This is a genomic window from Nocardia vaccinii NBRC 15922, assembly GCF_001613305.1.
Taxonomy (GTDB): Bacteria; Actinomycetota; Actinomycetes; order Mycobacteriales; family Mycobacteriaceae; genus Nocardia; species Nocardia vaccinii.
Window position 1 is genome coordinate 47,776 of record NZ_BDCC01000049.1, and the last position, 13,794, is coordinate 61,569.

At 67.1% G+C, this 13,794-nt stretch carries 15 protein-coding genes; 7 read left to right on the top strand and 8 right to left on the bottom strand.

Annotated elements, in window-relative coordinates; all coding sequences use genetic code 11:
- The first annotated feature begins 76 nt into the window (after positions 1-76).
- Complete coding sequence (locus NV1_RS27645; protein ID WP_067897553.1) at positions 77-1,231, top strand: SDR family oxidoreductase; 1,155 nt, start codon at positions 77-79, stop codon at positions 1,229-1,231.
- A 212-nt stretch (positions 1,232-1,443) separates the two neighbouring features.
- Here NV1_RS27645 and NV1_RS27650 read toward each other — a convergent pair whose 3' ends face one another.
- Positions 1,444-1,947 carry a MarR family winged helix-turn-helix transcriptional regulator gene (locus tag NV1_RS27650; RefSeq protein ID WP_067897557.1) on the bottom strand — a complete coding sequence of 168 codons (504 nt, stop codon included), beginning with the start codon at positions 1,945-1,947 and terminating at the stop codon, positions 1,444-1,446.
- 205 nt (positions 1,948-2,152) lie between these two features.
- On the opposite strand from NV1_RS27650, the gene NV1_RS27655 reads away from it, so the two are divergent.
- On the top strand, positions 2,153-3,097 hold the full coding sequence (locus NV1_RS27655) for an NADP-dependent oxidoreductase (protein ID WP_067897560.1): 945 nt from the start codon (positions 2,153-2,155) through the stop codon (positions 3,095-3,097).
- 213 nt (positions 3,098-3,310) lie between these two features.
- On the opposite strand, the gene NV1_RS27660 is transcribed toward NV1_RS27655, so the two are convergent.
- Positions 3,311-3,802 carry an SRPBCC family protein gene (locus tag NV1_RS27660; RefSeq protein ID WP_067897563.1) on the bottom strand — a complete coding sequence of 164 codons (492 nt, stop codon included), beginning with the start codon at positions 3,800-3,802 and terminating at the stop codon, positions 3,311-3,313.
- Between the two features lie 89 nt (positions 3,803-3,891).
- Between NV1_RS27660 and NV1_RS27665 the strand changes: the two genes are divergently transcribed.
- Positions 3,892-4,233 (top strand): ArsR/SmtB family transcription factor, encoded by a 342-nt coding sequence (locus NV1_RS27665; RefSeq protein ID WP_067897566.1) that lies wholly within the window; start codon positions 3,892-3,894, stop codon positions 4,231-4,233.
- Positions 4,226-4,762, top strand: coding sequence for an SRPBCC family protein (locus NV1_RS27670; RefSeq protein WP_067897569.1), 537 nt, complete (start codon positions 4,226-4,228; stop codon positions 4,760-4,762). Before NV1_RS27665 ends, NV1_RS27670 begins: the two co-directional genes overlap by 8 nt.
- 81 nt (positions 4,763-4,843) lie before the next feature.
- Here the strand turns inward: NV1_RS27670 and NV1_RS27675 are convergent, their stop codons facing one another.
- From NV1_RS27675 to NV1_RS27705, 6 genes are all read right to left on the bottom strand, one after another.
- Positions 4,844-6,142, bottom strand: coding sequence for a diguanylate cyclase domain-containing protein (locus NV1_RS27675; protein WP_067897571.1), 1,299 nt, complete (start codon positions 6,140-6,142; stop codon positions 4,844-4,846).
- Positions 6,143-6,479: 337 nt separating this feature from the next.
- A complete protein-coding gene (locus NV1_RS27685) occupies positions 6,480-8,126 on the bottom strand; it encodes a SulP family inorganic anion transporter (protein ID WP_067897577.1) in 1,647 nt (548 codons plus the stop codon).
- Entirely contained in the window at positions 8,123-8,302 is a 180-nt protein-coding gene (locus NV1_RS27690; protein ID WP_067897580.1) for a hypothetical protein, read from the bottom strand. The genes NV1_RS27685 and NV1_RS27690 overlap by 4 nt, the downstream gene beginning before the upstream one ends.
- A 97-nt stretch (positions 8,303-8,399) precedes the next feature.
- Complete coding sequence (locus NV1_RS27695; RefSeq protein WP_169813413.1) at positions 8,400-8,810, bottom strand: DUF5313 family protein; 411 nt, start codon at positions 8,808-8,810, stop codon at positions 8,400-8,402.
- Positions 8,807-10,651 (bottom strand): phosphoenolpyruvate carboxykinase (GTP), encoded by a 1,845-nt coding sequence (locus NV1_RS27700; RefSeq protein ID WP_067897583.1) that lies wholly within the window; start codon positions 10,649-10,651, stop codon positions 8,807-8,809. Before NV1_RS27700 ends, NV1_RS27695 begins: the two co-directional genes overlap by 4 nt.
- 74 nt (positions 10,652-10,725) lie before the next feature.
- Positions 10,726-11,055: an ArsR/SmtB family transcription factor gene (locus NV1_RS27705; protein ID WP_067897703.1), complete on the bottom strand. Its 330-nt coding sequence runs from the start codon at positions 11,053-11,055 to the stop codon at positions 10,726-10,728.
- Positions 11,056-11,335: 280 nt separating this feature from the next.
- Here NV1_RS27705 and NV1_RS27710 point away from each other — a divergent pair, with 280 nt between their 5' ends.
- The 3 genes from NV1_RS27710 to NV1_RS27720 all read left to right on the top strand — a co-directional run bounded on the left by NV1_RS27710 (position 11,336) and on the right by NV1_RS27720 (position 13,676).
- Positions 11,336-12,112 (top strand): sigma 54 modulation/S30EA ribosomal C-terminal domain-containing protein, encoded by a 777-nt coding sequence (locus NV1_RS27710; protein ID WP_245713957.1) that lies wholly within the window; start codon positions 11,336-11,338, stop codon positions 12,110-12,112.
- Between the two features lie 57 nt (positions 12,113-12,169).
- Positions 12,170-13,129, top strand: a complete 960-nt coding sequence (locus tag NV1_RS27715; RefSeq protein WP_067897586.1) for an acyl-ACP desaturase — start codon at positions 12,170-12,172, stop codon at positions 13,127-13,129.
- 223 nt (positions 13,130-13,352) lie between these two features.
- Entirely contained in the window at positions 13,353-13,676 is a 324-nt protein-coding gene (locus tag NV1_RS27720) for a hypothetical protein (RefSeq protein ID WP_067897589.1), read from the top strand.
- Positions 13,677-13,794: the final 118 nt, after the last annotated feature.

A 13,794-nucleotide genomic window follows, 5' to 3' on the forward strand; every position in this document is an offset into this window, starting at 1 on the left:
GAATCCGGGAGGACTCATGCCTGGAGAGTGCGGTCGGCAGAACGTCTCGCCACTTCCGTCTGGTTTGACTGCCGATGTGCAGTGGAACCGGTCGATCTCGATCCGGTCACCCACCGGGTCGGTGCACACCCCGCCGCAGCGGGTCCTGCTGACCGGCGGGACCGGGTTTCTCGGCGCCTATCTGCTGCACGAGTTCCTCACTCGTACGGAGGCGAAGATCTACTGCCTGGTCCGGGCGCGGAGTCACGCCGAGGCATTCGATCGGATCGTGTCCGCGTTGCGCGGGTACAGGCTGTGGGATCCGCGGCACAGCCCGCGGATCCTGCCGTTCGCCGCTGATGTGTCGGAGCCGGGATTCGGTCTTCTCGCGCGGGAATATCGTGCGTTGTGCAGGTCGGACGTCATCGTGCACAACGCTGCCAGGGTCAACCACGTCGAGCCCTACTCCCGGCTGCGCAGCGCGAACGTGCAAGGGACTCGCGAGGTGCTCGAACTCGCGGCCGGCGGGGCGATACCCGTCCACTTCGTGTCGACGTTGTCGGTCGCCGCGGCCTGCGCACGACCGCCGGCCGTTCCGGTTCTCGAATCGGCCCGTCCGGGACCGGCCGAAGTGCGCGGCAATGGTTACGTGCTGAGCAAGTGGGCGGGGGAGGAACTGGTCGCGCGGGCGGGTGAGCGGGGACTGCCGGTGGCCGTTCATCGCCCCGACCGCGTCTGTGGCGGCGCGGTGACCGGAGCGGTGAGCACGGACGACGCCTTCTGGACATTGGTGCGCGCGGCGGTGATGCTCGGTGCGGTAGTGCCGGAGTCCGCCGAATTCTCCCTGGTCCCGGCGGATTATGTGGCGGCCGCGATCGTTCACCTGGCCACCCACGGTGGCACGGGACAGACCTACCATCTGATGAACCACTCCACCGCTCCGCTGACGCTCGTGTGGGAAAGGTTGCGCGCCAACGGATTCCCGCTGACCACGGCATCTCTGGCAGACCTGGCCGCGCGTTTGACGAGTGTGGCCACCACCGATCAGGGGCTCGCCCGCGCCGCGGCCATCCCCGTGCAACGCTCGGACGGCGAGGTGCGATTCGACGACAGCAATACCGCGCATGCTCTGGCCGGCACTCCGATCAGGTGTGCACCGATGAGCGCGGAACTCATCGACCGCCATATCGAGTACCTCGTCGACGTTGGTTTCCTGCCGTCGCCCGTCGCCACTGCCGGGGCGAGCGCATGATTCGAGCTGCGGGTATTTCAGGGATTCAGCTCGTGGGGGATCATCGGCTCCGGAGGTGATCCGCCCTCGGCCTGGACCGCAGAGGTTCACGGCCGCAGTTCGTCATTCCCCTGTACCGACGACGGTGCTCGCCCGGACTCATCGGTACCCGATCCGCCTCGTCCACGGGAACCACGGCTGATACCCCGGTCCGACAAGGTCGAGGCGGCTCCTTATGCGCCGCTCTTGCGGCGGCGTGGCGCGGCCGAGCGGGGCGGCGTCGAGCGCATGTGGTCGCGCACCGGCGCCAGCAGGGCGGCGAGGGCCTCGACGTCGTCGCGTGAGAGCGGCTCGAAGAGCAGGCCGCTGACGACCTCGATGTGACCGGGCAGCACCTCGGCGAGCCGTGCGCGGCCGGCGTCGGTGATGGTGACGGTGATGACTCGCTCGTCGTCCGCGGAAGGGGCTCGCACAACCAGACCTGCCTTCTCGAGCAGACCCGCCTGGTAGGTCAGGCCGCTGCGGCTGTAGACGACGCCGTCGGCCAGGTCGGTCATGCGGTGACTGCCTGTCGGCGAGTCGCCGAGCCGAGCCAGCAGCTGGAACTGCACGTAGCTGAGATCGCCGGCCTCGCGCAGCTGCTGCTCGACCGCGTGCCGGAGCAGGCTGGTCACCTCGACGAGGTCGAAGTAGGCGCCGAGCTGCACGGGGTCGAGTGACGGCGTCGAATCGGGCATGACCGGAGTTTACTGCTTCGAATTCGAAGAGTGCCGCGTGGTGCGGGTGTGCGGTACCGGGCCCGGCCGATCGTCGCGGAGCTCGTCGTGGCGATGGGGTGGCCGCCGCGAATCAAGTATCACTTGCTTCGAATTCGAAGTGGTGTTACCGTGATTGAAGGTGCTTCGAATTCGAAGCAGCAACGTGAAGTGAAGGGAGAATCCGATGAAGGCAGTGCGTTTCCATGAGTACGGCGCCCCCGACGTCCTGCGCTACGAGGACGTGGACCAGCCCGTCCCTGGAGCCGGTGAGGTCCGGATCAGGGTTGCCGCGACGTCTTTCAACTCTGTCGACGGCAATATCCGCGGCGGCTTCATGCAGGGACCCATCCCGGTGGAGCTGCCGCACACTCCCGGTCTCGACGTCGCCGGAACGGTCGACGCGCTCGGTGAGGGCGTGGAGGGCATCGCGGTCGGTGACGATGTGGTCGGTTTCCTGCCGATGGACGGCAATGGAGCCGCCGCGGAGTACGTCATCGCGCCGGCCGAGGTGCTGACGCCGGCGCCCGAGAGCGTCCCGCTGGCCGACGCCGCCGCGCTGCCCGTGGTGGGCCTCACCGCGTACCAGGCACTGTTCGATCATGGCAAGCTGACGGCAGGGCAGCGTGTTCTGATCAATGGTGCCGGTGGAGCGGTCGGCGGCTACGCGGTGCAGCTTGCCAAGAACGTCGGTGCCCACGTGATCGCCACGGCCGGCCCGCGCAGCGCCGCGGCAGTCGAGTCCGCCGGTGCCGACGAGGTCGTCGACCACACCACCACCGCCGTGACCGCGGCGGTGACCGAGCCGGTCGATCTCGTGCTCAACCTGGCCCCGGTGGACCCGGCCGAACTGGACGCGCTCGTCACCCTGGTCCGGCCGGGCGGTGTCGTGGTCAACACGACGGTGTGGATGCCCGCCCCGAGCGATGAGGAGCGCGGCGTGCGCGGCATCGACCTGTTCGTCCGCAGTGACGCCGACCAGCTGGCGAAACTGGTCGCGCGGGTCGATCGCGGCGAGCTGCGCGTCGACGTCGCCCAGCGGGTGCCGCTGTCCGAACTTGCCGCGCTGCACGCCCGCGCCGCCGAGGGCGCGGTGCACGGCAAGGTCATCGTCGTCCCGCTCACCGCCTGATCCTGGAAGGCGAGAATTCTCTCCGGCCTGGCTCCCGAAATCGCCGCGGCGGCCCCGATGGCAGGCGCGATGGCGGACGTCACACCCCCGGAAGTGGGCGACGTCCCCGCGTGCCGCGCCATGTGGCAGCCGATCATCGGCGCCGCAATCAGTCGGCCATTGCGACTGGAACCGAATCGTGAGGCAAGTCGGGATGTCGGCGACCAGTTTCGGTCACTGCGGTGTCGCTGCGGCAATCTCGTTCGCCAGGGAGAGGGCCTGGGGGTCTTCGTCGGGTTGGCCGGTGTCGGTGGTGATCAGATCGTGCAGGCTCTCGTCGATGTAGAAGGACCAGCCCTTGCGGCAGGCCTCGAAGCATTCGAATGCGGGGGTGAGGCCGACGTGGGTGAAGCGGAGTTCGGTGGTGTCGGCGAAGCGGGTGATCTCGAAACGGATTTCGGTGCCGTTCCATTCGGTTTGGTCCTCGACGAGGGTGATCTGGGCGTCGAGGACACGCCAGACGACACGGTCGTGAGGGACGACCTCGGTGACCTCGATAGTGGATCGATGCACGCCCGGCACCTCGTAAGTGAAGACGTCTCCGGGCTTTTCGCTGCGTCCTGTGAGGGCCTTCGACCACCAGCCGCGCACGTCGAGTACGGCGTCGAAGACGGTTTCGGGGTTCTGGTCCACTGCGAAGGTCGTCGTGAAATTCTGCTCGGTCATGGGTTTCTCCCTGAAGGGGTGGGTGAATCGGCCGCGATATTCAACCGATGGGTTGACAGTAGGCATGGGCAGGCGGGATAGTCAACCATGTGGTTGAGAATTCTTCGGAACAGCTCGACGTGGTCTTCCAGGCGCTATCGGACTCCACGCGCCGCTCGATGCTGCGCACCCTGGCGACCCGCCAGTGCAGCGTCACCGAGCTGGCTGCCCCGTTCGACATCTCGCTCGCGGCGGCGTCCAAGCACATCAAGGTCCTCGAGCGGGCCGGTCTGGTGAGACGCAGCGTGCACGGGCGCACCCATCTGTGCCGACTCGATCCGCGCCCGCTGCGGGATTGCGCCGAATGGATGAACTTCTACGAACGCTTCTGGAACCAGAGCCTCGACGCTCTGGAAACCGCACTGCTGCAGGAGGATTCTCGAGATGAGTGACTACGGCGAGGTCGTGGGACCAGGTACGGTCCGCATCGAACGGCTGCTGCCCGGACCGATCGAACGAGTCTGGGCCTACCTGACCGATATCGACAAGCGCGCGACCTGGCTGGCCGGCGGGCTGCTCGAACAGGCCACCGGCGGCCGGGTCGAACATATCTTCCGGATCCACGAACTCACCGGCGAGGGTGATCCCGCCGAGGTAGCCGACCGCAGGCACGGCGAGGTGCTCGAATGGGATCCCCCGCATCTGCTGCGCCACACCTGGAGCACCGGCGGCGGCCTCGCCGACTCGGAAGTGACCTTCGTGCTAGAGCAGGTCGCCGACAAGGTCCGGCTGACGGTCACCCACCGCCGGCTCCCGACCCGGGACGAGACCCTCGACATCGCCGCAGGCTGGCACACTCACCTGGACATCCTGCAAGCCAGGCTCACGGCCTCCCCACCGGACTCGTTCTGGCCGAAGTTCAATTCCCTTCGCGCAGAATACGAACCACTGCTGGCTTCGGATTCGTTGGAGCGCAGCTGATCTCGGCGACCGCCGGCACACATTCCGAACCAGAACAGTGTGTCGGCAATTCGAACGACGTTGCGCTGATTGCTCAGTTGTTCAGATCGCTCGGCCTTCGTCGGTATCGCGCGGGTTCGCGGCCCTGCGGTTGCCGCGGTCGGTTTTGGCGCGGTACAGCTCGCGGTCGGCGGCTATCAGCAGGGTGGCCGCTGGTTGGGCGGCGATGGGGATGGTGACCGCGCCGATGCTGACCGACATCGACAGTCGATGGTCGCCGACGATGATCTCGGTGGCCAGTGCGGATTTCAGTTGGTCGGTGACGGTGGCAATCCGATGCTCGTCGGTGGGTGGCGAGACGAGGACGACGAATTCGTCACCGCCGAGCCGGGCGGTCAGCCATTCGCCGTCCGGTGAGATGTCGCGGAATCGATCGGCGATGGCCACCAGGACCTGGTCACCGGTGGAGTGACCGTAGCGGTCGTTGATGTCTTTGAAGCGGTCGAGGTCGGCGAAGCACAGCCCGATGCGATCGTCGGGGGCGGCGTTCGCGGTGATGGCATCGATTCGTTCGAGGAGAAGGCGCCGGTTGGGCAGGCCGGTGAGCTGGTCGTGTCGGGCCTGCCAGTGCAGCTGTTCCTGCAGTTGGTGCCGTTGGGTGACGTCCTCGGCCACGGCCAGCCCGAAGTCGGGCCGGTCGCCGCTTGCCGGTATGAAGGTGACGGAGAACGACGTCCATCGAATGCTGCCGTCGCCGCGGATCAGTCGCCGTTCCATGCGGACCGTCCCCTGGCGCTCCAGCAAGAGCCGGCCGAAGACTTGCGCGTTGATCTCGTCCCACTCTTCCGGATGGGCGAACTCGGCGATCGAGATCCGGTGCAGCGCCTCGACGGGCACGCCGAGCATGTCGCTCATCGCCTGATTGGCGTAGATCAGATTGCCGTCGACGTCCCCCAGGGCGATGGCGATGGGGAAGTTCTCGACGGCGGTGCGGAACAACTTGTCCGAAATATGGCGGAACGGTCGGGACTGTTCGGGCGTCTCCGGCGGCGGTCGCTGCTCCCGGGGGAGCGCCTGGTGATAGCCACGCTCGATGGCGATGAGCAAGGCGGTCACCCGCTCGTCGGTGTCGAATCGGGGACTTTCGGCTGACAGGCGATACAGCACCGGCGCAGTTGCGCCCGGCACTGCCGGATGGACCAGGCCCGCAGCGACCAGGGCGGCGCCGACCCGTGCACCCGCGGCGTCGTCGAAGGGGTCGGCGTCCAGTCCGTCGGCCAGTTCGTCGACCAGGTCGCCCAGCGCTTGTCGCGCTCCTGGCGTGGGTTCGGGCACCGCCCCGGCAGTGGTGAGTGCATGCCACCATTGCGACACCAGTGAGGTTCGCTCGACATCTTCCATGTCAATACCTCGGTCGGTTGGTCACCGTTCGGTGCCCGATCGGGGACACCGGCGTCCTCCTGCCCCACGATAAGACCCGTTCTCCGAGTAGCCGAAAATATCCGGGACCTGTAGAGCCTTTGTGCCACACATTCCGAATCAGCACGGTGTGTGCTGGCAATTCGAACCGATCGTCACCGGCCGGACGCTCCTCATCCGGGCAACGGCGTGAGGTTCGTCGGTCAGCACGCGCAGGTGCTCACGCTCGATCCCGAGGCGAGCGATCGGCGCGACGCTGGTCTCGCAATCCGGTCCACCGTCACGATCCGCCGCCCGAGCCTGGACGCCGGGTGCCGGCTCATCGACCACTTCCGGCGAGGGCGGGGGGCAGCTGCCGCGCGCAGGCGAGGGCATCGGGGGTGTGGGCGAACAGGTGCCCGTCCCCGCCGGCGGGCAGGGCCCCGATCGCGTCGAGGCGGCGACGGTGGTCGGAGCGCAGCCCGGACATGAGCACGATGATGTGACGGTGCTCGAGTTTGCCGATCACGTCCTTGAGCACCAGCGCACCGGTGCTGTCCAGAGCGGTGACGTGCGACATGCGCAGGATCACCACATGCACATCCGATACCTCGGCGAGCTCGAGCAGGAAGCGGTGGGCGGCGGCGAAGAACAACGGCCCGTCCAGGCGGTAAGCGACGATGTGCTGGTCGAGCAGTTCGTGTTCCTCGGTGAGGTGATCGGCTTCGTCGAGCGGAATCTGTTGCAGGCGTGCTTCTTTCGCCACCGCACGCAATGCCGACAGTACCGCGATGCCGACGCCGACGGCGACCGCTGTCACCAGATCCGCGGCGACGGTGACCAGGAACGTGACACCCATGATCGCCGCGTCGCTCTTGGAGGCGCGGGCGATCGCGGCCAGCGACGCGGTTTCCACCATCCGCACGGTGGTAGCCAGCAGCACCCCCGCCAACGCGGCCAGGGGAATGTGACCGACGAGCGGGGCGGCCAGGAAGATGATGATCGCCAACACGATGGCGTGCGTCAACGCCGCCAGGCGGGTGCGTCCGCCGGAGCGCACGTTGACCGCGGTGCGGGCGATCGCGCCGGTGGCCGGAACACCCCCGAACAAGGGCGCGGCAATATTGGCCAGCCCCTGGCCGAACAGTTCGCGATCGGAGTTGTGGCGGGTGCCCACCGCCATCGAGTCGGCGGCCGTGGCCGATAACAACGACTCCAACGCCGCCAGCGCGGCCACCGCCAGCGCCGGAGCCAGCAGCGACCCCAGCTGGTCCGGATGCAGGAAACCGAGTGTGGGCGCCGGCAAACCCGACGGGATGGCACCGATGCGGGTCAGCCGCAGATCGAACAGCGCCGCGGCGATCGTGGCGGCGGCCACGGCCAGCAGGGCGAACGGCCACCGCGGCAGGAACCGGCCACCGGCCAGCATCACCACGGCCACAACCAGCGCCGTGACGATCGGCAGCGGGTCGGGATGGCCGATGTACTGGTGCACGGCGTCGGCGGCGGCCTGCCACACCTTGTCCCCGTGCGCATGCGCGACACCGAGTGCGGACGGAACCTGCTGCAGGGCGATGACCACCGCGATGCCCGCGGTGAAGCCCTCGATCACCGGGGCGGGCATATAGCGCACCGCGCGCCCGACCCCGGCGACCGCGAGCACCACCAGCACGAGCCCGGCCAGCAGCCCCACGGCCAGCACCCCACTCGCACCGTGCTGATGGACGATCGGTACCAGCACAACCGTCATCGCCCCCGTGGGCCCCGACACCTGGAACCTAGACCCACCGAAGATCGCCCCGACCGCACCCGCCACCACCGCGGTCGCCAGCCCGGCAGCCGCGCCCAGGCCCGAGGAGATCCCGAAGCCCAGCGCCAGCGGGAGCGCTACCAGCGCGACGATGAGCCCGGACAGCAGGTCCGCGCCGGGGGCACGCAGGCCCGCGCGCCAGTCGGACCAGACCGGCAAAAGCGCCCGCGCGCTCACAGTGCTTGCGCCAGAGGTAGTTTCAACCCCGCCAACTGCTCATGCGGAACCTCCGGCAGCCGGTTCCGGCCGTATCGGCCGTCAACCGGGGCGGCCTCGGCGACCCACGCCGGTACACCCGTGTGGTCGGACGGTGCCTGGCCTGTCCCGGTGACGGCAGCGGACTGATCGGTCACGACAATTACTCCTTCACGAAACAACTAGGTTATTAGTTTAGAAAATATGCAATTAACGGGCCTATCTGGATGTCGACTCGAGGTTGCGGCCGACCGTTCAGGCTCGGCCGTGGCGGCGTTCGTAGGCTTCGCGTTCGGCAGCGGCGCGTTGACGATGGCCGGCGTCGGCGAGAGCGGGGGCGAGGCCGTGGCTGGTGAGGCGTGCGCGGCGGTAGACGTACATGAGGGCGGCGGTGAAGTAGATCAGCGGCAGGTACAACAGTGCCATCATGGCCAGTCTCATCCACAGCGGTCCGGGGATCAGCAAGAACCCGCACAGCAGCACCAGGATCGGGATGAGGATGCGTAGCAGGTAGCGGCGGACGGCTCCGGGGCCGGTGAGGTCGTTGATCACCCAGGCCGACATCTGCGGCGGCAGGGTGCCGCCGCAGATGTACCGGATGCGTTGTGCAAGTGTGGGTTTCGTGCGTTCGTCCCTGGGTGAGCGGATCGTTTCGGGGGCCGTCACAGGGTCTTGGCCAGTCGGAGTTTCATAGCGGCGAGTTGGTCGCGGAGCGCTCCGGGGAGCCGGTCGCCGCCGATCGAGGAATACCAGTCGTCGATGGATGCGGTCTCGGCGATCCATTCGTCGGTGTCGACCGCCAGTGCCTGCCGGACCAGTTCGCGCTCGGTGTCGTCGAGGCCGGTCAGATCCAGGGCGCCGGCGGTCGGGACGTACCCGATCGGGGTTTCCACCGCGTCGGCGGCGCCGTCGATGCGTTCGAGGGCCCATTTGAGCACACGCATGTTGTCACCGAAGCCCGGCCACAGGAAGGCGCCGTCGGCTCCGCGGCGGAACCAGTTGACCTGGAAGACTTTCGGCAATTGTGCGTCCGCGCGGTCGGCCATGGACAGCCAGTGCGCGAAGTAGGCGCCGACGTGGTACCCCAGGAACGGCAGCATTGCCATCGGGTCCCGGCGCACGACCCCGACCTGCCCGGCCGCCGCGGCGGTGGTTTCCGAGGACAGCACCGACGCGGTGAATACCCCGTGGGCCCAGTCGAAGGTTTCGGCGATCAGCGGGATGGTGCTCGCCCGGCGACCGCCGAAGAAGATCGCCGAGATCGGCACGCCGCGCGGGTCGTTCCATTCCGGAGCCACCGACGGGCACTGCTCGATGGGGGTGCAATAGCGCGAGTTCGGGTGTGCGGCAGGGGTTTCCGATTGCGGTGTCCAGTCGTTGCGGTGCCAGTCGATCAGCCGGGCGGGCGGGGCGCCCAGGCCTTCCCACCACACGTCGCCGTCGAGGGTGCGGGCGGTGTTGGTGAAGATCGAGTTGCCCTGATCGATGGTGGCGATCGCGTTCGGGTTGGTTCCCTTGCCGGTGCCCGGTGCGACGCCGAAGAATCCCGCCTCGGGATTGACCGCGTAGAGCCGCCCGTCCTCGCCGAACCGCAGCCAGGCGATGTCGTCGCCGACGGTTTCGGCGGTCCAGCCGTCCAGGGCCGGTTCGAGCATGGCCAGGTTGGTCTTGCCGCACGAGGATGGGAACGCCGCCGCGATGTAGTGCGTCCTGCCCTGCGGGGAGGTGAGTTTCAGGATGAGCATGTGCTCCGCGAGCCAACCCTCGTCCCGGCCGATCACCGACGCGATGCGCAGCGCGAAACATTTCTTGCCCAGCAGCGCGTTGCCGCCGTAGCCGGACCCGTAGCTCCAGATCTCCCGGCGCTCGGGGAAGTGCGAGATGTATTTGGTCGTGTCGCACGGCCACGCCACATCGGCCTGCCCGTCGCCCAGCGGCGCACCGACCGAGTGCAGGCATTTCACGAAATCGGTTCCCGGCGTGAGTTTTTCCCACACCGGAACGCCGGAGCGGGTCATGATTCGCATGGACACCGCGACGTATTCCGAATCGGTGATCTGCACACCGAATTTCGGGTCCGGCGCATCCAGCGGGCCCATGCAGTACGCGATGACGTACATCGTGCGCCCGGACATCGCACCGCGGTAGTGCTCGGTCATCACCGTGCGCATATCCACCGGGTCCACCCAGTTGTTCGTCGGACCGGCATCCTCGGGGGCCTGCGAGCAGATGAACGTGCGGTCCTCCACCCGCGCCACGTCGTCCGGGTCCGAGACGCACCAGAACGAGTTCGGCTTCGCCTCCAACGGGACGAAGGTGCCCTTGTCCACCAGCATCGCGGTCAACCGGTCCCACTCGGACCGGGAACCGTCGCAGAACACGATGCGGTCCGGGGCGGTCAAGTCGGCGATGTCGCTGACCCAGGACAGGATTCCGTCGTGCTCGGTCGGTGCCTGCACGGTGGCCACGGCGTCGGGGTGATCGGTCACTGCGGAACTCTCTTTCATAACTGCCAGGGTATTCAGTTTAGAAAAATAGCAAACAGGCGGGTCGGGCTGGGTCCGTCCGGAACGGGCCCGGTTCAGGCGGGTTGTTCGAGGGCCTCCGCTTGGCCCGCGACGACGCCGGTGAGGATGGCGCGTGCCGCGGCCAGAAGTTCGGCGACCTCGGGCCTGGTGATCTCGTAGGTGACCGACAGGCCCTCGCGGCGCGCGGCGACCAGCCCGGCGCGGCGCAGAATCGCCAGTTGCTGCGACAGATTCGCCGCCTCCACGCCGATTTCACCCAGCATCTCCGCGACCGTGTGCTCGCGCTGGGACAGCAACTCCAGCACGCGGATCCGCACCGGGTGGCCGAGGGTTTTGAAGAACTCGGCCTTCATCTGATAGAGCGGCCTGCGCACTCCGGGCATGGTCAGCCACTCCCTTCCCGCCGTGGACGGTTTCGCGACACTCATCGGTCGTTGTTTGCGAAGTTTAGCAAACAGGGCAAATACCTGGGATCGGGTCAGGGGCGTTGTCCGCGGGGAGTATCAGTACCTCGTCCCCGATCTCCGTATCTACTAGTTTAGCAAATATGAAATAAACAAACTACCTAGCTAGGGTCTATCGGCCCTTTCGGGCGTCGGGGCGGCGAAGCACCCTGATCCAGGCGATCGGAGCCTGGCCGGTCGAGAAGATGGAGGTGTGGTGGTGTCGCGTGAGTCGCGCCGGTGGGTGTCGACGGCGTTTCCGCATGTGGTCGTGTATGCACGCGGCCGGGTCCCCGCATTGGAAGTCGAGCGGTTCGCCGGTGCGGTCGGCCGACTGCTGGACCGCCTCGACCTCGGGGACGGCGCTCGCCTGCGGATCACCGGCACCAACACCGAAGACGGCCCGTTTCTGGTCCAGGTGAACCTGCGCGTCGGTGACACACCGGCGCGGATCCAGACACCCACACGCGGGCCGGGTGACGCGCTGCCGGTCGTGGTGCGACTCGAACAGCTGATCACCGCGATGCGGGCGCCGTGGCGGCCCAGACCATGGCCGGATCTCAAGCCGCTCCCGGAGACATCGGGGCCGGGCGAACTGGCCCGCCGCAAATCGGTCTCGTTGGCCGCCAGCCGGCCGCTGGGGGCCGCCGCGGTGATGGACGCGATGGACTACGACGTGCATCTGTTCACCGATGCCGCAACCGGCCAGGACGCCGTCATCTACCGCGCCGGTCCCTCGGGATTGCGGCTGGCCCGCCAGTGCGGCGTCCAATCCACGCGCGCGACTCCCGGCGAGCCTGGACCATTCACGGTCAATCCCCGTCCCGCGCCGGCGCTCACCGAGACCGGTGCCGTGGACCGGGTGCGCGAGCGGAGACTGCCGTACCTGTTCTACACCGACCCGAGTTCAGGCCGTGGGCATCTGCTGTACCGCCGTTACGGCACCGGCCTGACCCTGCTCACACCCCGCGGCGACGACGCCGCCAGCACCGGGTAACCGCACTCGGTGACTGCGACATCCAATGTTCGGCAACGAGAAAGGCAGACAACGACATTGACACGTGAATTGACGCAGTTGGAGATCCTCACGGAACTCGAACCCAACGCGGCGAACGCACTGAACCAGCATCTGTCCATGGCCAAGGACTGGCATCCGCACGACTACGTGCCCTGGGACTCCGGGCGCAACTTCGCCCTGCTCGGCGGCATCGATTGGGAACCCGGGCAATCCCGGCTGTCGGATGTGGCCAGAGCCGCGTTGATCACGAACCTGCTCACCGAGGACAATCTGCCCTCCTACCACCGCACCATCGCCGAGAACTTCTCCCAGGACGGCGCCTGGGGATCCTGGGTCGGTCGCTGGACGGCTGAAGAAGCCCGACACTCCACGGTGATTCGCGACTACCTCGTTCTCACTCGCGGAGTCGATCCCGTCGCTCTGGAGAACGACCGCATGACCCACATGACCCACGGCTTCGCTGCGCCGATCGACCAGATCGTCGCCCACGGCCAGGCCGGGTTCCTGTACTCGGTCGCCTACGTGTCGTTCCAGGAGCTGGCTACCCGGATCAGTCACCGCAACACCGCCGCCGTGTGCCAGGACCCGGTCGCCGACCGCATGCTGCAGCGGGTAGCGCTCGATGAGAACCTGCACATGATCTTCTACCGCACGATGTGCGGCGCCGCCCTGGACCTCGTCCCGGATCAGGCCATCGAGGCGATCGACATCATCGTGGAGAACTTCCGCATGCCCGGCACCGGTATGCCCAACTTCCGCCGCCACGGTGTTCTGATGGCCAAGCACGGCATCTACGACCTGCGCCAGCACCTGCAAGAAGTCCTGCAACCCGTCATCCGTCAATGGAATATCTTCGGTCGCAACGACTTCGGTCCTCGCGGTGAGCAAGCGCGCGACCGGCTCGCCGCCTACCTGGACGACCTCGAACACACACAGATACCGCGGTTCGAGGAACAGCGTGACCGCGCCCTCGCGCGCGACGCCGCTCGAGCCTGACGATCAACCCGAAAGATGCTCCAGCAGTAGTTTTTTCATCACAACCCCGCAGGACCGGAATCCCACTCCCTGCCCGCGTGCCGTCTCACCGTGACCGAAGCCCGTTGTCGCGCCGCTGTGCCGCAGCGTTATTCGGTACCTCCTTCTCTTGGAAGGGAGTACGGTACGGTTTCGCGGACGGGAGGGGATTCGCCGCTCCCGGTGCGAGATTGGATTTCCATATATGACATCGCTGGCCAAGCGCGCCGGTCTGCCGCTTGCGGTTCTGGCATCGGCCGTTCTTCTCGCGGGATGTAGCGGTTCCTCGAAAAACGCTGCAGCACAGTCGGACAGCGGTGGCGCCGACACCTCCTCGGCGATCTACCAGAAGGAGTGCCAGGCGATGCAGCCGATCTTCTCCGACTCCAGCGTGCCTGCCACGGCCAAGGATCCGGAGAAGATCATCTCGCAGTTCAAGAGCGGTCCCGGCTGGAGCGCGCTGACCAAGCAGCAGCAGACCGATGCCGTGGCGGGTATCCGTAAGGCCGCCACCGGTTCCTGTAACTGAGACCTGCGCAGCGTCTCCCCGGCGTAGGTGCGCGGCGACAGGAGCCGAGTGCGGCTCGGTCGCCGCTCCCACGCCGTCCGAGAGTGCCGGATTTCTCGAATCGGATACTGCCATCACG